Origin of the sequence: Flagellimonas algicola, from assembly GCF_005937185.1 — a bacterium.
GTDB lineage: Bacteria > Bacteroidota > Bacteroidia > Flavobacteriales > Flavobacteriaceae > Flagellimonas > Flagellimonas algicola.
This window is the reverse complement of the sequence record NZ_VCNI01000003.1, coordinates 136,487-159,666: the sequence shown is the minus strand read 5'-3', so window position 1 is coordinate 159,666 and position 23,180 is coordinate 136,487. Positions and strand designations below refer to the sequence as shown.

At 41.9% G+C, this 23,180-nt stretch carries 24 protein-coding genes; 21 read left to right on the top strand and 3 right to left on the bottom strand.

Annotation, left to right across the window (positions count from 1 at the left end):
• Position 1 precedes the first annotated feature (1 nt).
• The 5 genes from FGG15_RS17210 to FGG15_RS17190 all read left to right on the top strand — a co-directional run bounded on the left by FGG15_RS17210 (position 2) and on the right by FGG15_RS17190 (position 5,969).
• Positions 2-283, top strand: a complete 282-nt coding sequence (locus FGG15_RS17210) for an antibiotic biosynthesis monooxygenase family protein (RefSeq protein WP_138838636.1) — start codon at positions 2-4, stop codon at positions 281-283.
• Positions 284-2,974, top strand: a complete 2,691-nt coding sequence (gene metH, locus FGG15_RS17205) for a methionine synthase (protein ID WP_138838634.1) — start codon at positions 284-286, stop codon at positions 2,972-2,974.
• Between the two features lie 42 nt (positions 2,975-3,016).
• A complete protein-coding gene (metF, locus tag FGG15_RS17200) occupies positions 3,017-3,970 on the top strand; it encodes a methylenetetrahydrofolate reductase [NAD(P)H] (RefSeq protein ID WP_138838632.1) in 954 nt (317 codons plus the stop codon).
• A gap of 81 nt (positions 3,971-4,051) precedes the next feature.
• Positions 4,052-5,158, top strand: coding sequence for an acyloxyacyl hydrolase (locus tag FGG15_RS17195; protein WP_138838630.1), 1,107 nt, complete (start codon positions 4,052-4,054; stop codon positions 5,156-5,158).
• Positions 5,109-5,969 (top strand): head GIN domain-containing protein, encoded by an 861-nt coding sequence (locus tag FGG15_RS17190; RefSeq protein WP_237561861.1) that lies wholly within the window; start codon positions 5,109-5,111, stop codon positions 5,967-5,969. Before FGG15_RS17195 ends, FGG15_RS17190 begins: the two co-directional genes overlap by 50 nt.
• Here FGG15_RS17190 and FGG15_RS17185 read toward each other — a convergent pair whose 3' ends face one another.
• Positions 5,970-6,830: an AraC family transcriptional regulator gene (locus tag FGG15_RS17185; protein ID WP_138838628.1), complete on the bottom strand. Its 861-nt coding sequence runs from the start codon at positions 6,828-6,830 to the stop codon at positions 5,970-5,972.
• A gap of 196 nt (positions 6,831-7,026) precedes the next feature.
• Here FGG15_RS17185 and FGG15_RS17180 point away from each other — a divergent pair, with 196 nt between their 5' ends.
• The 8 genes from FGG15_RS17180 (at position 7,027) to FGG15_RS17145 (ending at position 11,413) form a co-directional block, all read left to right on the top strand.
• Positions 7,027-8,052 carry a serine hydrolase domain-containing protein gene (locus FGG15_RS17180; protein ID WP_237561860.1) on the top strand — a complete coding sequence of 342 codons (1,026 nt, stop codon included), beginning with the start codon at positions 7,027-7,029 and terminating at the stop codon, positions 8,050-8,052.
• Positions 8,053-8,112: 60 nt separating this feature from the next.
• Positions 8,113-8,346 (top strand): thioredoxin domain-containing protein, encoded by a 234-nt coding sequence (locus FGG15_RS17175; RefSeq protein WP_138838624.1) that lies wholly within the window; start codon positions 8,113-8,115, stop codon positions 8,344-8,346.
• A 37-nt stretch (positions 8,347-8,383) separates the two neighbouring features.
• The gene (locus FGG15_RS17170) at positions 8,384-9,106 is read left to right on the top strand and encodes a hypothetical protein (protein WP_138838622.1); all 723 of its coding nucleotides are present in this window, start codon (positions 8,384-8,386) and stop codon (positions 9,104-9,106) included.
• A 5-nt stretch (positions 9,107-9,111) separates the two neighbouring features.
• The gene (locus tag FGG15_RS17165) at positions 9,112-9,375 is read left to right on the top strand and encodes a DUF2024 family protein (protein ID WP_138838620.1); all 264 of its coding nucleotides are present in this window, start codon (positions 9,112-9,114) and stop codon (positions 9,373-9,375) included.
• 53 nt (positions 9,376-9,428) lie between these two features.
• On the top strand, positions 9,429-10,037 hold the full coding sequence (locus tag FGG15_RS17160; RefSeq protein WP_138838618.1) for a MarR family winged helix-turn-helix transcriptional regulator: 609 nt from the start codon (positions 9,429-9,431) through the stop codon (positions 10,035-10,037).
• Positions 10,034-10,630, top strand: coding sequence for a Crp/Fnr family transcriptional regulator (locus FGG15_RS17155; protein WP_138838616.1), 597 nt, complete (start codon positions 10,034-10,036; stop codon positions 10,628-10,630). The genes FGG15_RS17160 and FGG15_RS17155 overlap by 4 nt, the downstream gene beginning before the upstream one ends.
• A 92-nt stretch (positions 10,631-10,722) precedes the next feature.
• Positions 10,723-11,004 (top strand): hypothetical protein, encoded by a 282-nt coding sequence (locus FGG15_RS17150; RefSeq protein ID WP_138838614.1) that lies wholly within the window; start codon positions 10,723-10,725, stop codon positions 11,002-11,004.
• 1 nt (position 11,005) lies between these two features.
• Positions 11,006-11,413, top strand: coding sequence for a group III truncated hemoglobin (locus tag FGG15_RS17145; RefSeq protein WP_138838612.1), 408 nt, complete (start codon positions 11,006-11,008; stop codon positions 11,411-11,413).
• Here FGG15_RS17145 and FGG15_RS17140 read toward each other — a convergent pair.
• Positions 11,410-12,861: a pyridoxal phosphate-dependent decarboxylase family protein gene (locus FGG15_RS17140; protein ID WP_138838610.1), complete on the bottom strand. Its 1,452-nt coding sequence runs from the start codon at positions 12,859-12,861 to the stop codon at positions 11,410-11,412. The genes FGG15_RS17145 and FGG15_RS17140 overlap by 4 nt on opposite strands.
• A 145-nt stretch (positions 12,862-13,006) precedes the next feature.
• Between FGG15_RS17140 and FGG15_RS20460 the strand changes: the two genes are divergently transcribed.
• The 3 genes from FGG15_RS20460 (at position 13,007) to FGG15_RS17125 (ending at position 16,985) form a co-directional block, all read left to right on the top strand.
• Positions 13,007-13,984: a LuxR C-terminal-related transcriptional regulator gene (locus tag FGG15_RS20460; RefSeq protein ID WP_313790999.1), complete on the top strand. Its 978-nt coding sequence runs from the start codon at positions 13,007-13,009 to the stop codon at positions 13,982-13,984.
• A gap of 65 nt (positions 13,985-14,049) precedes the next feature.
• The gene (locus FGG15_RS17130; RefSeq protein ID WP_138838609.1) at positions 14,050-16,371 is read left to right on the top strand and encodes an outer membrane beta-barrel family protein; all 2,322 of its coding nucleotides are present in this window, start codon (positions 14,050-14,052) and stop codon (positions 16,369-16,371) included.
• 71 nt (positions 16,372-16,442) lie between these two features.
• On the top strand, positions 16,443-16,985 hold the full coding sequence (locus tag FGG15_RS17125; protein WP_138838607.1) for a DinB family protein: 543 nt from the start codon (positions 16,443-16,445) through the stop codon (positions 16,983-16,985).
• Positions 16,986-17,135: 150 nt separating this feature from the next.
• On the opposite strand, the gene gldA is transcribed toward FGG15_RS17125, so the two are convergent.
• Complete coding sequence (gene gldA / locus FGG15_RS17120) at positions 17,136-18,029, bottom strand: gliding motility-associated ABC transporter ATP-binding subunit GldA (protein WP_138838605.1); 894 nt, start codon at positions 18,027-18,029, stop codon at positions 17,136-17,138.
• Positions 18,030-18,368: 339 nt separating this feature from the next.
• Between gldA and FGG15_RS17115 the strand changes: the two genes are divergently transcribed.
• From FGG15_RS17115 to FGG15_RS17095, 5 genes are all read left to right on the top strand, one after another.
• A complete protein-coding gene (locus FGG15_RS17115; RefSeq protein ID WP_138838603.1) occupies positions 18,369-19,199 on the top strand; it encodes a prephenate dehydratase in 831 nt (276 codons plus the stop codon).
• Positions 19,196-20,338 (top strand): pyridoxal phosphate-dependent aminotransferase, encoded by a 1,143-nt coding sequence (locus FGG15_RS17110; protein ID WP_138838601.1) that lies wholly within the window; start codon positions 19,196-19,198, stop codon positions 20,336-20,338. The genes FGG15_RS17115 and FGG15_RS17110 overlap by 4 nt, the downstream gene beginning before the upstream one ends.
• Before the next feature lie 57 nt (positions 20,339-20,395).
• Entirely contained in the window at positions 20,396-21,256 is an 861-nt protein-coding gene (locus FGG15_RS17105; RefSeq protein WP_138838599.1) for a prephenate dehydrogenase, read from the top strand.
• A gap of 8 nt (positions 21,257-21,264) precedes the next feature.
• Positions 21,265-22,347, top strand: coding sequence for a bifunctional 3-deoxy-7-phosphoheptulonate synthase/chorismate mutase type II (locus tag FGG15_RS17100; RefSeq protein ID WP_138838597.1), 1,083 nt, complete (start codon positions 21,265-21,267; stop codon positions 22,345-22,347).
• Positions 22,348-22,478: 131 nt separating this feature from the next.
• Positions 22,479-23,153, top strand: coding sequence for a head GIN domain-containing protein (locus tag FGG15_RS17095; protein WP_138838595.1), 675 nt, complete (start codon positions 22,479-22,481; stop codon positions 23,151-23,153).
• The last annotated feature ends 27 nt before the right edge of the window (positions 23,154-23,180 follow it).

Sequence of the window (23,180 nt, the reverse complement as noted above, 5' to 3'; positions counted from 1 at the left end):
TATGGTACTAGAGGTGGCAATATTGAACATAAAGAATGGCCGTACATCGGAGTTTGAAGCGAGTTTTAAAAAAGCTTCATTAATTATTGAAACGATGAAAGGCTACATTCGCCATGAACTCAAAAAGTGTATCGAACGGCCAGACCAGTACATTTTACTGGTCCAATGGGAAACCTTGGAGGACCATGAGGAAGGATTTCGAAAATCAAATGAATATCAAGACTGGAAAAATCTATTGCATCGGTATTATGAACCTTTTCCTGAAGTATTGCATTATAGCTAAATGATAGATAAAAACACAAAATACCTGAAACTTAGTGGTCTGGAACCACTGATCATCACCCCAGAAAGCAACTTTGTCAATGTGGGGGAGCGGACCAATGTTGCCGGATCCAAAAAGTTTCTGCGCTTGATCAAGGAGCGGAAATTTGAGGAAGCCTTGGATGTGGCCCGTCATCAGGTAGAGGGCGGCGCCCAAATCATCGACATTAACATGGATGATGGCCTAATAGATGGTAAGGAGGCCATGGTCAACTTTTTGAACCTTATCGGTTCGGAGCCTGATATAGCCCGTGTTCCTATCATGATCGATAGTTCCAAATGGGAAATTATTGAAGCAGGATTGCAGGTTGTCCAAGGGAAATGTGTGGTGAATTCCATCAGCTTAAAAGAAGGGGAAGATGAGTTTATAAGACAGGCCACTTTGATTAAAAGATATGGCGCTGCGGTCATTGTGATGGCTTTCGATGAAGTAGGACAAGCAGACAACTATGAGCGCAGGATAGAGATTGCCAAACGCTCTTACGAGGTTTTGGTGAATCAGGTTAACTTTCCTCCAGAAGACATTATTTTCGATTTGAACATTTTCCCAGTGGCCACAGGAATGGATGAGCACCGCAAAAATGCCATCGATTTTATTGAGGGAACTCGCTGGGTTCGTCAAAACTTACCGCATTGCAGTGTAAGCGGAGGTGTGAGCAACGTTTCATTCTCATTTCGAGGAAATAATCCGGTACGGGAGGCCATGCATTCCGTGTTTTTGTATCATGCCATCCAGGCAGGTATGAACATAGGGATTGTAAATCCTGCCTTACTGGAAGTCTATGATGATATTCCCAAAGACCTACTGGAGCATGTGGAGGATGTAATTCTGGACAGACGGGATGATGCTACCGAACGCCTTTTGGATTTTGCAGAGACGGTAGTTGGCAAGGCCAAAGAAAGCAAGGTGGATTTATCCTGGCGCAAGGAACCCCTTCAAAACAGGATTACGCGTGCTTTGGTCAAAGGAATAGACCAATTTATTGTGGAGGATATAGAGGAGGCAAGGCAACAAGCATCAAGACCTTTAGAGGTTATTGAAGGCAATCTGATGACCGGAATGAATGTGGTAGGTGATCTCTTTGGAAGCGGTAAAATGTTTTTACCGCAAGTGGTTAAATCGGCTAGGGTGATGAAAAAAGCCGTTGCCTATCTCACACCTTATATTGAAGACTCTAAGGATGCTACTACCTCCGCAGCAGGAAAAATTTTGATGGCAACAGTCAAAGGCGATGTCCACGATATAGGAAAGAATATTGTGAGTGTGGTTTTGGCCTGCAACAATTATGAAATTGTGGACTTAGGGGTTATGGTACCCCCAGAAATCATAATTCAGAAGGCTAAGGAAGAACAAGTAGATGTAATCGGTTTAAGTGGTTTGATCACACCCTCCTTGGATGAGATGGTTTTTTTGGCCAAGGAAATGGAACGGCAACAGTTTACCGTACCCTTGCTGATAGGGGGAGCAACGACCAGTAAAGCTCATACAGCTGTAAAGATTGACCCGGTGTATAGCCAATCCGTAGTGCATGTAAATGATGCATCTAGGGCGGTAACAGTGGTGGGTGACCTCTTGCAAAAAGATACCTCAGAAGGTTATAAAAAATCCATCAAACTGGATTATGAAAGCTTCAGGGATCGATTTTTGAATCGGACCAAACAAAAGGAGTATTTGACCTTGGAGGGAGCACGCCAAAACAAATTGCAAATCAATTGGAAGGCTTCAGATATCACAAAACCCAAAGCCTTGGGAATTCAAGTTTGGGAGGATTTCGATTTAAAAAAACTAAAAGATTTCATTGACTGGAGCCCCTTCTTCCGAAGTTGGGACCTTCACGGAAAGTACCCCAACATTCTCCAGGATGATGTTGTTGGCGAACAAGCTCAAGAACTATTTCAAGACGCCCAAAAGATGTTGGATCAGATTTTGGATGAAAAGCTGCTGAAAGCCAAAGCGATTTTTGGATTGTTTCCAGCCAATCAGGTCAATGAGGATGATATTGCACTTGCTATCCAGAATGGGGAAGGCAAAAGCACCCAGTATGTTTTCCGCACTCTACGACAACAGTTAAAAAAGCGGGAAGGCGTTCCCAATATTGCTCTGGCGGATTTTATCGCTCCAAAGACAACGGGAATTCAGGATTATATGGGCTGCTTTTGTGTGACCACAGGATTTGGTACCCAAGAATTGGCACAGGAATATGAAAAAAACCTGGACGATTACGGCTCCATCATGGTAAAGGCACTGGCCGACCGTTTGGCAGAAGCCTTTGCGGAATATCTGCATAAGGAAGTACGGACCAAACATTGGGGTTATGCCAAGGCGGAGACATTGTCCAATGATGACCTTATTGACGAAAAGTATCAAGGGATACGTCCAGCTCCTGGTTATCCGGCGTGTCCTGACCATTTGGAAAAGTTGACCATTTGGGAATTACTCAAAGTGGAAGAAAAAATCGGAGTTCAACTGACCGACAGCTTGGCCATGTGGCCGGCGGCCAGCGTGAGTGGCTATTATTTTGGACATCCAGAAACGAAGTATTTTGGATTGGGAAAAATCAAACTAGATCAAGTAGCGGATTTTGCGGAACGAAAAGGAATACCAATGGAGGAGGCGGAAAAATGGCTGGCACCTAACATCATAGAGAATTGATTCTATTTCAATAACCAATAAACCTACAGCAACATAAATTGAATGAAAGTAACAGATCACATAAAAAATGCTAAAGGAGAAACCCTTTTTAGTTTTGAGATTATTCCTCCAGTAAAAGGCAGGAGCATTCAAGAGCTATATAATAATATAGACCCCTTAATGGAATTTAAGCCACCGTTTATAGATGTGACCACCTCAAGGGAGGAGTTTGTCTATATTGACCGTGATGGGCTTTTGGATAAGAAACTCACTCGTATGCGTCCCGGCACCCTAGGAATTTGCGCATCTATAACACATAAATACAATGTGGATACCGTACCTCATGTGCTATGTGGTGGGTTTACCAGGGAGGAAACTGAATATTTATTGGTGGACTGTCACTATTTGGGTATAGATAACGTCATGGCGCTAAGGGGCGATGCCATGAAAGAGGAAAAGTATTTTGCCCCGACCTCTGGCGGGCATAAGTACGCTTCCGACCTTGTGGGGCAAATCCAAGAATTGAACAAGGGTAATTATCTACATGAGGTGATTGAAACGGATAATTGCGCAGATTTCTGCATTGGAGTGGCGGGATATCCAGAGAAGCATATGGAGGCACCCTCCTTGAAATCGGATTTAAAAAGACTGAAGCAGAAAGTGGAATTGGGAGCTGATTATGTGGTAACACAAATGTTTTTCGATAATCAAAAATTCTTTGAATTTGTGGACGAAGCCCGAAAAATTGGCATTGATGTGCCCATAATCCCTGGAATTAAGCCCATTGCCGTGAAAAGACATTTGCAACTATTGCCCCAAGTATTCCGGGTAGATATTCCAGAAGATCTGATAGAAGCTGTGGAATCCTGTAAGAATAACAAAGAAGTACGTCAAATAGGCGTGGAATGGTGTATTCAGCAATCCAAGGAGTTAAAGGATGCAGGGGTACCCGTACTCCACTATTATTCAATGGGTAAATCGGATAATATAAAGGCAATAGCCAAGGCTGTTTTCTAAGATTTATCAGTTTGGGGGCAAGGGGATAAGCTGGGTTTGTAAGCCATCGGATTCAATCAATTATGTCTATTTTTGCCCCTCATGAAGCACCTACTTCTTTTATGTGCCCTATTGGGATTATCTGTGACCTGCGGATTTGGCCAGGATGACCAATCACCCAAAAAGTATATCATAGATGCGAATTACTTCTATGGCTCCATCCTTTTGCACAACCCAGATATTTCCCATCTAATCACCGAGCATCCAAGCGGATTTATTTTAGGAATTAACAGAAAGCGATTTGGGCAAGAAGCTTGGGAAGGTCTGTATGGGTATCCCGATACTGGATTTACATTTATCTATCAGAACATGGACAATCCCACCTTGGGAGAGCATTTTGGTCTATATGCCCATTACAATTTCTATTTCCTGAAACGGAAGCTACAAGTAAGAGTGGGGCAGGGCGTTGCCTATAATACCAATCCATACGATAAGAACAACAATTTTAGGAACAATGCGTATGGCACGCATTTATTGAGCTCAACCATGGCCATGGTCAATTATCAAAAAGACAATTTATGGCATAATTTGGGGTTGAAGGCGGGAATTTCTTTGATTCACTATTCCAATGCCAATTTTAAGGCTCCCAATACATCAACCAATACCTTTGCCCTAAATCTGGGATTGACCTATGATTTAAGTGGTGGACAAATCTATGATTTCATTGCTGCGGAAAAAGTAGAGGAGCAGAGCTATCCAATCCGCTATAATTTAGCGTTACGAGGCGGGGTGAATGAGAGTGACGTGATTAATTCTGGTCGCTATGGATTTTGGATATTTTCCGCTTATGCAGACAAGCGTTTGGGACGAAAAAGTGCCCTTCAGTTTGGGGTCGATGCTTTTTTCTCTAATTTTTTAAAAGAGCTGATTCGGCTTCAGGCCACTTCCTTTCCTGAGTTGGATGTGGCACCAGATACCGATTTTAAGAGGGTAGGGGTTTTTGCAGGTCACGAACTATTTATCAATAAAATGAGTATTGAAACCCAATTGGGATACTATGTGTACTATCCGTTCGATTTTGAAGGCCGTATGTACAATAGAATTGGATTGAAGCGCTATTTCGGGGATAAGGTCTTTGGGGCCATCACCTTAAAATCACATGGAGCTAAAGCAGAAACTGTTGAATTTGGAATTGGGGTCAGATTATAGATATGTAATGAAAGCATTGAGAAAACCAAAAAATAGGGCGAATGTCACCTCGAACGTAGTCGAGAGGTCTTTTTATTTGATTTTGGCTTTTCTTTTCGCTGCTTGCAACGGCGAAAACGTTCCGGATTGCTTTCAAAATGCGGGAGATTTGACCCGCAGGACTGTTGAGGTATCCAACTTTACAAAAATCACTGTTTTTGAGAATATCAACCTGGTGTTATCCGAGGGCGACACCCAGAGGGTGGAAATAGAAACTGGAGAATTTCTTCAGAATGAAGTGTCTGCGAAGGTTACAGGGGACAGGCTCATCCTTGAGAATGCCAATGGATGCAATTTTATTCGGGACTATGGCCTAACCACTATTCATGTAACGTCTCCAAACATTGAAGAAATTAGAAGCAGCACAGGGCTATTGATTTCCAGTAATGGTGTGCTTTCATACCCTAGTCTCAGTTTAATATCCGAAAGTTTCATCAATCCAGAAACGGAAACCACCGATGGATCTTTTGATTTAAACTTGAACACTACTACTGTTAGTGTTGTGGTCAACGGTATTGCTTATTTTAAGTTGCGTGGAACTACCACCAATCTCAATATTAACATACCTGCGGGGGACTCCCGGGTGGAAGCGGAAAATTTGGTGGCTGAAAATGTGAGTGTGAACCACAGAGGCACCAACGATGTCCTAGTAAACCCCCAGCAACGGATTTCAGGGACAATCCGGAGTACCGGGGATGTTGTAAGCATCAATCGCCCTCCAGAAATTGATGTGGAAGAAATCTTTAATGGGCGATTGATTTTTAGGGATTAATTATTTGATTGGGATGTAAATCTCAGTTTTAAGCTTGCTTTCCTCAGTTTTTTCGGCATTGTTCAAATATTTCTCACGAACGGGTTCATCCCGGAGTTCATACTCACTTTGCAATAGCCAAGTATTGAAGATATAGTTATAGACCTGTTCCAAGCGCTTATAACTACCTTGATAGTGGCACACGGCAAATTTTCCACCAGCTATGGTTTTAACGCCAACCTTTCCATTGGGCTTGGCTTCCTTATGAATGATTAGGCAAGCATCGTAGCGGATATTGCTTTCTTCGGTTACCTTGGGATCATCAAACGGGAGACCGATATGTTCAATGCCAGCGGTGAACAGTTTTTGGCTCTTGACCTCTGCCCAGAGGGTAGCCCAGGCGGAAGGGTAGTCCAATTTTTGATAAGCCCCCTTGAGGGTAATGTAGATACAATTTTTATCCTCAACGGTCAGGATTTTTGGTTTTTTAATGTTTAGGGATGTTGTTTCCATCTTATTTACGCTATTTAAGTTCATTGTTTTACTTTTTCTGTAAGCCGAGGGGGTTACCCCAAAATGCTGCTTAAAGGCCTTGGTTAGGGAAGAAGGGGTTTCATATCCAATATTGTACCCAATCTCTTCCATGGACAATGTAGTATATCGAATCATTTTGGCCGCCGCTTCCAAACGCACCCTATTGATGTACGCTCCGATAGGTTCACCCAACATGGCCCGTGTTATCCGGTGAAAATGAAAGGGGGAAAAGTGGGAGAGTTCTGCCAAAGCCTTTACGTCAATTTTTTCGTCTAAATGGTTATGTATGTATTCCAAAACACGATTCAATTTTTGATGATAAAGTTGTCTATTGTCCGTGGATTGCATTTCCTGTTTTGTTTAACACAAATGTATACGGAATTTGTACGGGCAACTTTTCCGTTCTTGCTCAATTAGGATAAAACCAGTTTTTTGTTCTTTGGAATTCTCACTATGTTAGGTGACTTAAGGATATAAGGTGAAGGCATTTTTCTCAAACATTAAAAATTGGTTTTCCAATACTAAGACAAAATCAATTGAGGATTTGCAGGGTCTTGAAAAGGTAGACGCCATGTTGGCAAGTTTAGCAACAGAAACTCGAATTCCTGGAATGTCGGTGAGTGTGATAAAGCGTGGTCAACAATTGCTGCAAAAAGCCTATGGCTATGCCAATTTGGAGGACAAAACAGAGGTTGACCCTCACACCACCTTGTTTAGAATTGCCAGCGTATCCAAATGCATAACGGGTCTTGCTTTGGCGAGGATGGTAGAGGAGGGGCTCTTAGACCTGGACGATTCCTTTTATAAACATGTATCCTATTTTCCCAAAAAAGAGTTTGATTTTAGCTTGAGGCAATTGGCGGGCCATACCGCTGGAATCAGATCTTATCGCGGAAAGGAATTTGCGTTGAACAGTCCTTATTCTATAAAGGACAGCATTGAGATTTTTAAGGACGCCCCCTTGCAGTTTCAACCGGGAAAGGGTTATCTGTACAACAGCTTTGATTTTGTGTTACTTTCCTTGGCCATGCAGGAAGCTAGTGGAGTTTCTTTTGAAGAGTATGTTAGGGACCGGGTACTAGGGCCATTGGACATGCAACATACCCTTTCACCCAATCAGGTTGAGCAAAACCCAAACGTTTTAATGACCAAAGGTTTGCAAAAGGCTGAGTTTTATACCAAAACCAGAGGAGGTTTTAAGAAGGCAATTTCAGTGAACAATCAATACAAGTTGGCTGGTGGGGGCTACCTTTCCACAGCTTCTGATATAGGCAAGTTAGGCTTGGCTATTCTGGAGGGCAAGTTGATTCGACCTGAGGTAATGCAGGAAATTCTCACTTCACAAAAGGTGAATGGAAATGCTACCTACTACGGATTGGGGTTTCAAGTGAGTCAAGATGAACAACGCAAATCGTTTGTAGGGCATGTTGGCAATAGCGTAGGGGCATATTCCAATCTTTTTATCTATCCCAAAGAAGAGATGGTAATCGCCATCCTGATTAACAGCACAGACCCCAAAGTGCAGGATGAACTAAACGCAATAATAAAATATTTACTGGAAAATCATTAATAATTAGGAATCCTTACTATATTTGTATGGCAATAATGCCATAACTTAAATTTAAGACAAATGAGTAAATCAGTTTTTTATCATGCGGGATGTCCAGTATGTGTAAGTGCCGAACAGGATTTGGTAAACCTTATTGGAAGTGAAAAGGTCACCATCGTCAATATAGGCGAGGATAAATCAAGAATTCCGGAAGCAGAACAATATGGAGTAAAGTCAGTTCCAGCATTGGTTACACCTAATGGAAATGTGCTTCACATCAATTTTGGAGCTTCCATTGAAGACGTGAAGGTTTAATTTTAAAATATATAGTTAGGAATCCTAAATAAATAATATGAAAGCAAAAACTTTATACTTGTTGGGACTGCTCTTAATGGGAAATATGTTCACCTCCTGTGGCCAACAGACTCCTTACAACAATGAGGATTTTAAGATACAAGACGTTCAGGTAACCCATCAAGAGGAATTGGGTGTCACCATTTGGGAAATTAAGGTGGAGGGAAGCGCAGGAAACACGGTGCCGCAAAAGTTGGGTCAGCTAGATGGTGCCCCAGTGCTGGGGTATGTGTTTCCTACAACCCTTAAACCAGAGTTTGTTGGATTTGGCAAGGCCGATGGAATCTTGGCTTTGGCACTGACTTCCCACCCAGATTTTGATGATACACCCTTATGGGATGAAAACGGGGATGCCAATTTGAACAATGATGGGGTCATTTGGCATCCGCATTGGGTGGTGCTGGTAGATGATAAAAGAGTGGCTGGTGGCCTATCCGTCAAACAATTTAAAAAGGCGGATGAGACTGTCGTGTTGCCCCCAACAAATCCTGGTATGCCCATGTATATGGATTCTCCGGGATATCCTGTTGTCACAAAGGATCACCAAATTAAAGTGGTGGTTCCGGACTATCGGATACAGCATCAAACGGAATTTAATTACGATGGAGTGTCCGCATTCATGAAAGTAAACACGAGTAACGAAGATTTGCCCATGTTGGGTGTTTACGAGGTTTATGGTATCCGCAGTGGAGACCTATCCTTACCTTATACCGTAAAGTAGGCCATATGAAAATAGCAGTATGGGATACCTACGTGGAAAGGGAAGATGGGATAACCATGCATTTCGATATTTTGGTTCCCAAGGAATTGACTGATGAGGGTCGAATTTTTTCATATGGGCAGCAGTATTTGGGTACCAAAACATTTAAAACAGGTACGCTTACCTCCAACGAATGCAGATTTTGCCATATCCAATCCGTACAAACTGAGGTGGAAGACGAAATTAGAACCAAAGGGTACTACATCGTCGAAATGGAAAATTGTTCCTAATTTAATTAGGATAGCTAACTTTGCCTGTCGGTACTCCCGGCAGGCACTTTTTTATGAAAGACAAAAGCACATTTGACCCCACTAGGCAGCAAGAAGACCTTTCCAGTAAAATTGTTATTGGACTTGAGCGTATTTCCCAGGCCTTTAAGGTACTGCTTTGGAATAAGGCCAAAGAATTTGGACTGAGCCCGATACAGATTCAAATCTTGATTTTTGTGGCGCATCACAAAAGTGAACACAATAATGTTAGCGCATTGGCCCAGGAATTCAATGTGACCAAACCTACGATCAGTGATGCCATTCGGATTCTGGATAAAAAATCCTTGATTATAAAGGATTACTCCTCCGAGGATAACCGTAGCTATACCATTTTGTTGTCAAGTTTGGGAAGCGAAATAGTGAAAAGCACGCAACATTTTGCAGGTGGCCTCAGTGATTTTTTTGATGACGTTATGCCCGAGGAGAAGGAAGGCTTTTTTAAAGTCTTGACCCAACTGATCAGCAAGTTGAACAAGGAGGGTATATTAACCGTTCAGCGTACTTGTTTTGCCTGTAAATTTTATGAGAAAACAAGAGCCAATCATTATTGTCATTTGTTGGAAAAGCAGTTGAAGCATGAAGACATTCGCTTGGATTGCATTGAATTTGAAGAAAGGCCATGATTCCAGACGACCTATTAGATCAATATGGAGCACAAAAAATAGCCTTAAAGAAGAAGGAGGTTCTTTTTCATATAGATACCCAACCCCGGTTTTACTTTCAAATTTTGTCCGGTAAGATCAAAATGAACAATTATAGCGAGGATGGTAAAGAATACATTCAAGGTATTTTCCCCCCGGGCTCCAGTTTTGGTGAACCTCCCTTGTTTCAGGATTTGGATTATCCCGCACAAGCTGAGGCTGTTGACGATGCAGTGGTCTGGAAATTGGAGAAGTCCAAATTTTTGCAATTGCTAAAAGAACATCCCGAAGTACACCTTGAATTAACAAAGGTTCTGGCCAGTAGGTTGCACTATAAAGCAACCATGGTGGCCGAAATTTCTACGGAGAATCCGGAGCACCGCTTACTGAAACTCATCGATTACTTCAAGACCCATATCCATCATATTCCCGAATCCGAACCCTATTTGGTGGAATTGTCCCGGCAGCAAATGGCCGACTTGACAGGCTTAAGGGTTGAAACGGTAATTAGGACGGTAAAATCCCTGGAAAAAAAGGGACTTTTACAATTACAATCCCATAAAATCCTACGATAGCTTTCCAGATTGACTTGGATATGATTTCGGTCATAAAAAAGCCCGATCAATCGGAAATAAATTTGTTCCATACAATGACAAATGACAGGATTATGGAACTATATCTTAAAAGTTTAAAGACATTTGAAAAGGATGCAAGGGGCTATTCCACAATTTTTATCATTGCCCAAAGCTGTTTGGGTTCTGTGGCTGCCATGTATATCTTGATCAATGGGGTGCAAGCATGGCAGATGGTGCAACTTTTTTTGGTCACTATCGCGTGCATGGGATTTAACGCCGCAGTTTTGTCCCAACAAAAACCCAAAATCGTTATAAACCTGTTTATCCTTAGTTTAGTGGTGAGTACCGTGGTATTAATTTTAAATTTGTTGTGAGATGTCCAGAGTAGAAATTGAATCCCGGGAAAATGTGACCCTATTGGTCACCCGCTTTTATGAGAAAGTGAGGGCGGACAAGGAAATAGGTCATTTTTTTAATGAAACTATCAAAGATTGGCCGGAACATATTGAAAAACTGGTCAATTTTTGGGAGACCAATCTGTTCTTTGTCCAAAAGTATAAGGGCAATCCTCTAAAGGTGCATGCGGAGGTGGACGAAAGTATGGGCAATACCATTACCAATTATCACTTCGGGATTTGGCTACGACATTGGATTGAGACTATTGACACCTATTTTGTAGGGGCCAATGCCGAAAAGGCCAAACAACGTGCTCGAAATATTAGCGTTCGCATGTTCATCACCATTTTTGAACAGCAAAAGCGCAAAACAGAACCCTATCGCTAGTTATTTTCTTGGAGTTTTTGAGTGTATTCCCAAGCATAATGTTCACAAAGTCCCAAAGTCTCCATCACGTCGGATAAGCTTGTTCTAGGATTGATCAAGCACATGCGTAGTACCACTTGCCCATGCAACAAAGTGGTGACCAATAAAGCTTTTCGAGAAGAAACCACTTGTTCGGAAATGTACTGATTGAATTGATCCAGTTGTTTTTGCGTGTACTTTTTTCCAATAGGATGATATCTAAAATTGATGACCGCCAAGGTTGCCGGAAAAATCACCTCCCATTTTTGACTGCTCCGCAGATGGTTCTCAACTTCCTCGGCAAGTTCAATGCTAAAGGTAATGGCCTTTCTGAATTCCTTTAATCCGAATGTTTTAATGGACATGTAGAACTTAAGCGCCCGAAACCTACGGGTCAACTGGATTCCATGATCATAAAAGTTGATTTCGGAGGTATTGCCTTCAATATCCCTGAGATATTCTGGCTTTTCAGTAAAGGTTTGGCTGAGGTGTTTATGATTACGTACCAAGAGACAACCCATCTCATAAGGCTGGAAAAACCACTTGTGAGGATCCACGGTCAAGGAATCCGCTTTTTCAATACCTTTCAATAGGGATTTACCTTTTTTGGATAAAATGGCCGCGGCCCCGTAGGCACCATCAATATGGAACCAAATATTTTCTTTTTTGCAGATTTTGGCCAATTCCAGCAAGGGATCCACGGTACCGGTATTGGTCGTGCCAGAGGTAGCAATCAAACAAAAGGGCTGTAAGCCCTCCAACCGGTCTTTGGCGATGCAGTTTTTAAGCTTGTTTACGGAGAACTTAAATTCACTATCCGTTGGGATAATACGTATCTGTTCTTTTTTAAAACCGAGAACCCGGATGGCTTTAATATTGGAAGAATGGGCTTGGTCTGACAAGTAAATCATGGCTTTGGAGAAATCCTGACCACACTTTACCCGCCTTGCCGTAGTAAGAGCCGTAAGATTGGCCATAGAACCCCCGCTGGTAAAAATTCCACCCCCTTTTTTAGCCGGAAATCCAAAGATTTTGAGCAACCATTGAATGGTAATGATTTCCAATTCGGCAGCGGCTGGCGAAGCTGCCCACCCACCCGAAAAAATATTGTATCCTGTGGCGAGCGCATCGGCCATTACACTGACATAGTTGCTCGGGCCTGGAACAAAGGAATAGGACTTGGGGTGGGACATATTGGTGCTATTGGTCATAACCTCTTCCAAGACAAATTGAAGTACCTGTTCGGGATTTGTTCCCTTTTCAGGAGCTTCTTCCAAAAACAGGGAGTCCATTTCCTCCCTAGATCCCAGGGCAACAGGTTTCTGGTCACCTTGGGTGCAATGGTGGTTTACAATGGCATCAACAACCTGATACCCATAAGCTTGCATGGCTTCTTTGGATAATTCGAGCTGTGCAGGGTTCTTTTTCATGAAATCGGATTATACTGAAGCGCAAAAATACCGATTTGGACATCGAGATTATATGATTTTTGATCTAAAATGTTGTCCATGCACCAAAAAAGATGAAACTGGGGATATTGTTGTATCCACAATACAAATACTGTACATTTAAGCGATGAAGAACCTTATTCCGCTTCTTGTTTTCATTTTTACCGGTTTGCATCTCAATGCACAGCAGGCGGTTTCCGGTTTTGTAAACTTTGACAGTTCCTCCGACTGGAAACCACAGATATATTTGAGCCACTTGTCCGTTTCGAATACCACAAACCAAAACGAAGTAACGCCCATTGCTATAGCGGATGTTCAAAAAAATGGCTTCTTTAAGTTTGATAAAAAGCACTTTTCGGATAGCAACAAGATTTATCGTCTCCATGTGGAACGGATCAGAAAAATTGTAAACGATTCAGTGACCAAGGAGGTTCGTTTTATGTTCTCTGCGAAGGATAAAATCGAATTTAAAAAAGGGCCTCAGGTTTTTGGAGCGTATACCAATACCAATCGAGGGGACAGAGAGTGGCAAAAACTGAAAACCTTTGAGTCGAATTTGGTAAGACAATATCTGGCTCAAGAAAACCAAATCGACCCAAGAAAGGGTTTTGTGAAGGATTCATTGCAGATTTTGATGGTGAAACTGATTGGAATAAAACAATTGGCGGATAAAAAGTTGTTGGACAAGGACATTTCTGAAAACCCAACCTACTATCTTGAATTGTTGTCAGCATTAAAAGAAAGTCCCATTGAGGCCTCCGAATACTGGTTTTTGGAGAAAAGGTTGGCTTATTTGACCCAGCTGGCAATGGAGCAGGAGTTAAAAACCAGTAGATGGCTTAATCTGATTCTGCTTGTTTTGGTCGCGGGTCTTGGTATCCTCAGCATTAAACTTCACAGACGTTCCCTACCCAATGCACATTTGAGCAGACAGGAAAAAAATGTCAAGGCCTTGATATTGGAGGGTAAAACCAATAAGGAAATTGCCAATGAGCTTTTTATAAGCCTTAGCACCGTAAAAACCCATATAACGAGTATTTACAGCAAGCTCAATGTTAAGGGTAGACAAGAGTTACTACAAAAAAGTACGGGTGCTAGTACCTAATTCATACCGCTAAAATGCTTTACTAAGCGAGTTTACGATTTTATTTTGTCTATAAACCCAATAGTTTGAGACGGATAATTGTTTTAGTTTTTTTTGTTGTTTATCAATCCAACGCGCAAGGCACCCATCAAATCACAGGGCAAGTCTTGGATGAAAACGGTGCCACAGTATCTGTAGGGGATGTACTTCTGTTTAAAAAAGGAACTGAAATTTTGGCAAAGTATGCCACGATACTGGAAGGTCATTTTGCCTTAGAGGATGTCCCATACGGGGAGTACCTATTGCAGGTATCTGCCCTCGGATTTGAATCCTATAGGGAAACTTTTTCCCTTACCGGTGATCGTCAGTTCTCCATAAGCCTGAAAGTAGAAGCAACCCAACTAAGCGAAGTTGAGGTGGTGGCAGCTAAGAATCCCATAGAATACAAATCAGGTAATATAAAGGTGGATGTCCAGAATCCCTATTTCGCATCCATACCCAATCCCATCGATTTGTTATCCAGACTTCCCAATGTGCAAGTAGCACCGGATAGGGAATCCATTTCCATTTTGGGGAAGGGCAATCCCTTGATCTATCTGGGCAATCAACGTATTTCAATGGAAGAGTTTGTTGCGCTGCCGATTGACGGGATTGCCACGATTGAACTGATCAATAACCCATCTGCAAAATATGAAGCTGAAGGTCGGGCAGTTTTATTGATAAGCTTGAAAAAGAATGCCCAACTTGGTTTTCGTGGAAGCGTATCCGAAACAGCGTCTTCAAAACAGAATTTTAATAACTATCTGGATTTTAACTCAAGTTATGCCAGCGATGATTGGACATTTCGGGGCAATTTGGCCTACAACCAGCTGCTGCAGTGGGAAAGCAATAGTTTTCTGTTCGAAATACCGGCAAGGGACGTCGCGGTGGATTACACCGTTTTGGTACCCAGAAACGATAGAATGCAGCTCAACGCTGGATTTGGGACTTACTTTCAATGGAACGAGACCGATTATGTGTCGTTAAATACCACCTTGCGCTTGCAGACCGATGATGCCCCTATAGTGACGGATACTTTTTTAAGGGATGGGGCCGAGCAATTTATCCAAACCGATACCGAGAATGACCAAACGAAGAACTACTATAGTGCCTCGTTCAATTTCAACAAAAAGTTAAGTGATTCTTGGAACTTTTTTACTGGGGTACAGAGTACCGGCTTTAGTCAAACCCTATCCACGGAGATTGCAAACAATATTGACAATTCGGAGTTTGTAATTGACCAAAAGCGGGAACAGGAGTATGATATTCATTCGTTGGCTTTCCGACTGGATGTTGAAAAAACCTTATCCCAAGATCATAAATGGGAATCGGGGATAAATCTGAGTCAGGCCAAGGCCGATGCGTTTACCGAAGTCCAAGATTTATCAAATGCCGAAGAAACTATAATCGATTTTTCATACGAAGAGAAATTGTACGCTGCGTACAGTTCCGTCTCCGGCAAGCTCAGCAAGAAAACCGATTTTGAAATGGGTATGCGCGTAGAATATAATAAGGTTGATGGAGCTACTGTAAATGACGGTTCACCCATAGTTTCCAGAGCGCAGACCAATCTGTTTCCAAAGGCCAATGTGTCCGTAGCTTTGGATTCCAGCCAAACCCTGAACCTAAATTATGGGAGGAGCATCCGGCGACCGGATTTTTCTAGGGCCAGCTCCATTACGGTTTTTATCAATCCTTTTTTGGAAGGAGCGGGTAACGTAAACCTAATTCCCACCCGTACCAATGAAGTTTCACTTAACTACCAAAAAAAGAACAAAACATTATTTATGACCTACTACCAAAGTGAGAACCCCATGAACTTTACCATTTCCTATGACGAAACAAATGATAGGGCAATCCTTTCCCAAGTAAATTTAGACAAGGAACTTGGGTTTTATGCGGGTGTGACCTTACCCTACACCAAGGGGATTTGGACTTCAAACAACACAATCTCCTTGAATTATAACAAGCTAAAGGATGGTGATGCCGGTTTTTCTTCGGTTAAACCTTTTGTTTATGCCTATACCAATCATCAGCTTAAGATTGCAAAGGATACCACTTTGGTTTTGGGAGCCTGGGGTATGGGCAGACGGCAAGAGGGTATTTTTAAAAGAAATGGCCTGGTAGTTTTTGAGGCGTCCATATCCAAAACCCTTTTCACCAATTGGGATTGTACCCTACGATTCAATGATATTACCCGAGCCATGAACTTTGAGGAGCGTTATGCCATAAACGGGGTTAATGCAGATGGGGTGTATTATGCAGATGAGAGGGAAGTGGCCCTATCATTAAAATATCGATTTGGGAATAAGAAAAGTGCAGATTTTAAGAATCGGGATGTGGACTCTAATTTAGAACGGATAAATTGAAAATTGAACCCTTGCTGTTGTTCAATGTGAACCAACTCATTCGAATAAGGAAACTGAATAAAACGAAAAATATGAAACTTATATCAATCTTGACCTCGATAATATTGTTCTCCTCATTGATGCTACCAATTTACGCTCAGGAAAATAGCTTTATCAAGGAATACCTCGAACGACTAGAAAATTCAAAAAAGTACTTAATTCTTGTCGCGGAAACTATGCCAGAGGACAAATACAATTTTAAAGCAACTCCAGAATCAATGAGTTTTGCTGAAAATTTAATGCATATCGGGTGGGCAATGGATTGGCACAGTCAATCATTAATGGGTGAACGTAAAGCCAGAGATTGGAATACCGATGAGGAACTTAAAGTGGCCAACAAATCAATAAAGGAAATGATTGACAAAATCAGCGAAACCTTTGACAAAACAATAAAATTTATCACAAATTTTGACCCAAATAGACTTAAGGAGAGATTGGATTATTTTGGAGCGGATAGAACAAAAAGACAGATTTTGCTATTACTTGCCGACCACATTACCCATCACCGAGGGCAAATGCTTGTTTATTTGCGACTAAATGAGCTAAGACCTCCTAGATATGTTTTGTATCAGTAACTTAAAATCCGTAACTATAGGTTGCAAGAATCTGTTCTCGACCTGCCTGCCGGCAGGCAGGTACTTTTTCCTTTGGAAAAAACTCGAACTGACGGGTTTTTGAATCACTGAATCCACAAACGCCAAAATGCTGAGTAAATCCAATCCGAATTAAGAAGTCAATTCTGCGAACAAGCTCTCCAGGTTTTTGTTCTTTCTGCTCAGTTTCAAGGTTTTGAGCTCATTATCATGTGCAAAGTCAAATACAGCAGGACGCATATCTTTATCCGTGGAAAAAGTAATTTCGTAAACAAAACCACCTGTGTTTTTTACTTTGGAGACATTAGGTAACTGGTTGAGTAAGACCTCTTCCACCCGATAATCAAATTCAACTTCTATGATCTGCTCATTGACCTCTCGAAGTTCTTCCATTTTTTTGTCTGCCACTAGCTTTCCTTTATGAATAAGAATAACACGGTCGCAGACCGCTTCTACTTCCTTCATGATATGGGTAGAGAGTAAAATGGTCTTTTCCTTCCCAATTTCCCGAATCAATTTTCGGATTTCCACCAATTGGTTAGGGTCAAGGCCCGTAGTTGGTTCATCCAAAATCAAGACCTCCGGATTGTGAAGTAAGGCTGCCGCCAATCCAACACGTTGTCGATAGCCCTTGGAAAGTTGACCTATTTTTTTATGTGATTCAGGTGTCAGGCCAGTTTGCTCTATGACTTCATCAACACGATTTTTGGAGACTTTGTAGACATCTGCGTTGAACGCCAAGTATTCCTTTACATACATATCCAAATAAAGCGGGTTGTGCTCTGGGAGGTACCCGATACTCTTTTTAACCTCACTTTCTGCATCCTGTACATCAAACCCATTGACCTCGGCATTTCCGTCATCCGCTTTATAGTAAGTGGTCAAAATGCGCATCATAGTGGATTTACCAGCACCATTGGGCCCAAGAAATCCCACAATCTCCCCTTTTGCTATGGAAAAGGATACATCTTTGAGGGCTTTTTGCTTTCCAAAGTCTTTGGAAACATTCTTTACGATGATGGACATGAATGCGAATTTGAATCAAAAATACAGCTTTAGATAGATTCCCATAAATCCTTATTTGATAATTCCCATTATTGAATATTCATAAAGAAAGGGGGATTTGAGCGAGTAAAATTCAAAAAAAGCAGGAGTTCAACAAAAAATCAAAAAAAATTCGCCATCAGCAATCGATATTCAAATGAATAGCTATCTTAGCTCAAGATTTGTAAAAAATGACAAAGACGTATTTCTGGAACAGTTTTTATTTCTACTTCTTTTTTAAAAGAAGTATGGGACTGCTCTAGATGTACGATAAGTATATAAAATAGATAAAGTCCCGTTTTGACGGGATTTTTTTTTGCCATGAATTTAAAAGTAGCCATTCAGGGAATCAAGGGATCTAACCATAATCAAGTAGCCAAGGAGTACTTCGGGGAGCAAATTGAGCTGGTGGAATGTCTCTCTTTTGATGCAATGATCGACCACCTATGTCAAGGCACAGCTGACAAAGGGATTATGGCCATAGAAAATTCCATCGCCGGATCCATAATACCCAACTACAATTTGGTGTATCACAATAACATTCACATTATAGGAGAGCATTACTTAAGTATTCACCACAATCTAATGGCACTTAAGGGAACAGCCATTGAGGATGTGGAGGAAGTTAGGTCGCATCCCATGGCTTTGCTTCAGTGTAAGACTTTTTTAAAACAGTACCCACATATCAAATTGGTGGAGGATGTGGACACGGCGGAAACCGCAAAACGTATTAGGGATAATCAATTGACCAAGGTAGCGGCCATTGCTCCTAAGGTTGCAGCGGATTTGTATGATTTGGATATCATTGCTCCAGAAATCCAGACCATAAAAAACAATGCCACTAGGTTTATCATCCTCAAGAAAAAGAATAAAGTGTTGCCCAAAGAGGCGATCAACAAAGCCTCTTTGCGATTTATTACCGATCACAAACGCGGAAGTTTGGCTACGGTATTGAACGTGATGAGTGATTGCAACCTTAACCTGACCAAGATTCAATCTTTGCCCGTGATAGAAACACCTTGGAAATATGCCTTTTTTGTGGATGTCACTTTTGAGGCCTATGATCATTTTACCAAGGCCAAATCCTTATTGGAGATCATGTCCGAAGATTTCAGGTTGTTGGGAGAATATAAAAATGCATTGTTGCCATGATTACAGCAGATAGGTTGCAAACAGTCCAAGAATACTACTTTTCTAGAAAGCTTAGGGAAGTAAGGAGGATGATCCAGGAGGGTAAGCCCATAATAAATATGGGCATAGGAAGTCCTGATTTAGCCCCGTCCCCAGAGGTTTTGGAAACACTTAGGGATGCCATCACGGATACTGGGGCGCATCAGTATCAGAGCTACCAAGGGCTGCCGGAACTCCGGATGGCCATTGCAGATTTCTACCAAGAAAAGTTTGGGGTGCAGGTAGATGAAACAACGGAAATTCTTCCTTTAATGGGATCCAAAGAAGGCATCATGCATATAGGACTTGCTTTTTTGAATGAGGGGGATGAAGTTTTATTGCCCAACCCAGGCTACCCTACCTATACCTCGGTTACCAAACTGATTGGTGCGGTGCCCAAATCGTATGACCTAAAGGAAGAAAACGGATGGTTCCCAGATTTGGAGGCGCTGGCTCAAAGGGATTTATCCAAAGTGAAATTAATGTGGGTAAGCTACCCGCATATGCCAACAGGAGCCACAGCTAGTCTAGAGAAACTTTTGGCCTTGGTGAATTTTGCGAAGGAGCATGAAATACTACTGGTCAATGATAATCCGTACAGTTTTGTATTGTCCAAGAACCCGACCAGTATTTTGTCCATCCCAGGCGCCAAGGATTGCGCTTTGGAACTGAACAGTTTAAGCAAAACCTTCAACATGGCCGGTTGGCGTGTGGGTATGGTATTGGGAAGCCAAGATCATATCAATGCGGTGCTAAAAGTGAAGAGCAACATGGATTCAGGAATGTTCTACGGCATCCAAAAGGGAGCCATAGCCGCTTTAAAAAGCGGGCAAGGATGGTTCAAGGCTTTGGATGAGGTGTATACAAAAAGGAGGGAATCGATGTTCCAATTGGTGGAAAAACTGGGATGTTCCTATGATAGAAATGCTGTGGGAATGTTTGTTTGGGCCAAATTGCCGGAAGGTTCGGTTCCTTCGGAAGAATTTATAGATCAAGTGCTGAACGACAAGCACATCTTTATCGCACCTGGAACCATTTTCGGGAGCAATGGGGAGGGTTACATTCGTTTTTCACTTTGTGTGAAAGAAGAAAAAATTAAAGAAGCTATCAATAGATTTTAAATAGAAGATGAAGTCAATAAACTCACATCTCAGCTTTCAAATCCCAAATCCAGTGGCATGCAATTAGTTGTCATCGGAATAGGGTTGATTGGGGGCTCTTTCGCCAAGGATGTCAAAAAAATGCATCCTGACACCCATATAGTTGGAATTGATAAAAACGAATCCCATTTGGATGAGGCCCTAGAATTGGGAATCATAGATCAAAAAGGCGGTTTCGATGCTTTGGCTTCAGCCGATGTGGTCTACGTAAGCATCCCGGTAAACGCATTAACGGAAGAATTGCCAAAGATCTTGGATGCTGTTGATGATGATACCGTGGTCATGGATGCCGGATCAACCAAAGGACTGATCTGTGAAGCAGTCAAAGACCATCCTAAAAGAAGAAATTACTTGGCTTGTCACCCAATTGCCGGTACTGAGTTTTCTGGACCTTCTGCCGCCATACATGGTTTGTACGAAGGCAAGACAAATATTATCTGCGAAGTGGAAAAAACCGCCTTTAAGCTTCAAGAACGGGCATTGGAACTTTTCCAAGAGATGAAGATGCGCATTCGGTACATGAATCCGCAAGCGCATGATAAACACATAGCCTACGTCTCCCATTTATCACATATAAGCTCGTTTATGTTGGGAAAAACGGTTATTGAGAAAGAAAAAAATGAGCGTGATATTTTTGATCTCGCAGGTAGTGGATTTGAGAGTACCGTGCGTTTGGCCAAGAGTTCACCAGACATGTGGACCCCCATATTTGAACAGAACAAAGAGAATGTGGTGGAATCGCTTGAAGAGTACATCCAAAACTTGGCAACCTTTAAGCAGTTGCTCTTGGACAACGAGTTTGAGGATGTCCATCGAGAAATGAACAATACCAACAGAATAAAACAAATATTAAAAGGAATACCCCTCACAAAAAGTTAGGACTGATTATGGAAAACAATAAAGAAATGAGAAAATGGCTGGATGACTTGGATTTACCACATCCATTGGTAATTGCCGGACCCTGTAGTGCAGAAACAGAAGAGCAGGTGCTAAAAATTGCCCATGATTTGAAGGATACGGATGTCAACTACTATAGGGCAGGTATCTGGAAGCCAAGGACGCGCCCGGGAAATTTTGAAGGGGTGGGGGCCATAGGCCTAAAATGGTTACAGAAAGTCAAGGAAGAAACAGGTTTGAAAACCGCCACCGAAGTAGCCAACAGGGCTCATGTGGACCTTGCATTGGAGCATGATGTAGACCTGCTTTGGATTGGGGCGCGATCAACCGTAAGCCCATTCATAGTGCAAGAAATTGCGGATGCCTTGGAAGGAACTGACAAAGTTGTTTTGATCAAAAACCCGGTTAACCCTGATTTGTCCTTGTGGTTGGGCGCCGTGGAAAGATTGTATTCTGCGGATATCAAGAAATTGGGTGTGATCCATAGAGGTTTCTCAACTTACGAAAAAACGAAGTACAGAAATATCCCGGAATGGCAAATGGCCATTGAACTGCAGTCCAAGTTTCCGGATTTGCCCATCATTAATGACCCGAGCCATATCACCGGAAAACGCGATATGATTTTTGATGTATCCCAAACGGCCCTTGATCTTAACTTTGATGGGTTGATGATCGAGACACATCATGATCCTGATAGTGCATGGAGTGACGCGGCGCAGCAGGTAACACCGGCTGCTTTGGTACAGATTATGAAAGACCTTCGCATTAGAAAAGAAACGGACCCTGAAGCAGAGTACAACAGCGAATTGAGCAATTTAAGGGCCCAAATCGATGTAATCGACAATCAATTGATCGATATTCTTGGAAAGCGTATGAAAGTTTCAGATGGAATCGGAGAGCTTAAAAAGCAAAGGAACGTGGCCGTTTTGCAATCCAACAGATGGAACGCCATTTTGGGCAAAATGATTTTGGAAGGAGAGTCCCAAGGACTTAGCGAGGAATTTGTTTTGAGAATGTTCAAAGCCATCCACCAAGAGTCCATAAACCACCAAGAGAAGATTATTAACGCATAGCGTTTAAAGTCAAGCTTATAAAGTGCCATTTGAATCAGGGATATGTCCTTGGGCAAATGGCATTTTTTTTATGCGTTAACTGTAACAATCTCCAAAATGGATTATCTTTTAGAAAGTTAACACCAATAGTCATGAAAAAACTGCTACTACTCAGCCTTATCCTTTCATCTTCAGTTCTTTTTGCGCAGCGCACCATTGATACCGAAGTGGGGGAGTTCAATGAAATTAAGGTTTTTGACCTTATCGAAGTCAATTTGATCCAATCCGATGAAAATAGAATCGTGATCAAAGGAAGAAATGTGGACGACATCAAATGGATGAACAAGAAAGGTGTCTTGAAGCTTAGGATGCAATTGGAGAAGAAATTCACAGGAGAGGATACTTTTATTGAGGTGTACTACACTGGTTTAGATGTTATTGATGGAAATGAAGGAGCCCAAATCACCTGCAACGAACTTGTTACAAAGAACAACCTGGAGTTAAGGGCCCAGGAAGGCGCTAGGATACGAATTGGAATGGATGTAGAAAATGTGGACATCAGAGCGGTGACAGGAGGTATTGTAGAAGCTACAGGATTGGCCAATAATCAGTCCATTGTCTTAAATACCGGAGGTATTTTTGATGGAAGGGATTTGCGAACTTCTAACACGGACATCAAGATTTCTGCTGGAGGCGAAGCTGATGTTTTTGCTTCGGAAGTTGTGGATATCAATGTACGGGCCGGAGGTGATGTAAACGTGTATGGAAAACCCAAAAAAGTGTACAAGAATACCTTTGCCGGTGGAAGAATTCATGTTGTGGATTAGCTAGATCAGTATAAAAATAAAAGCCCA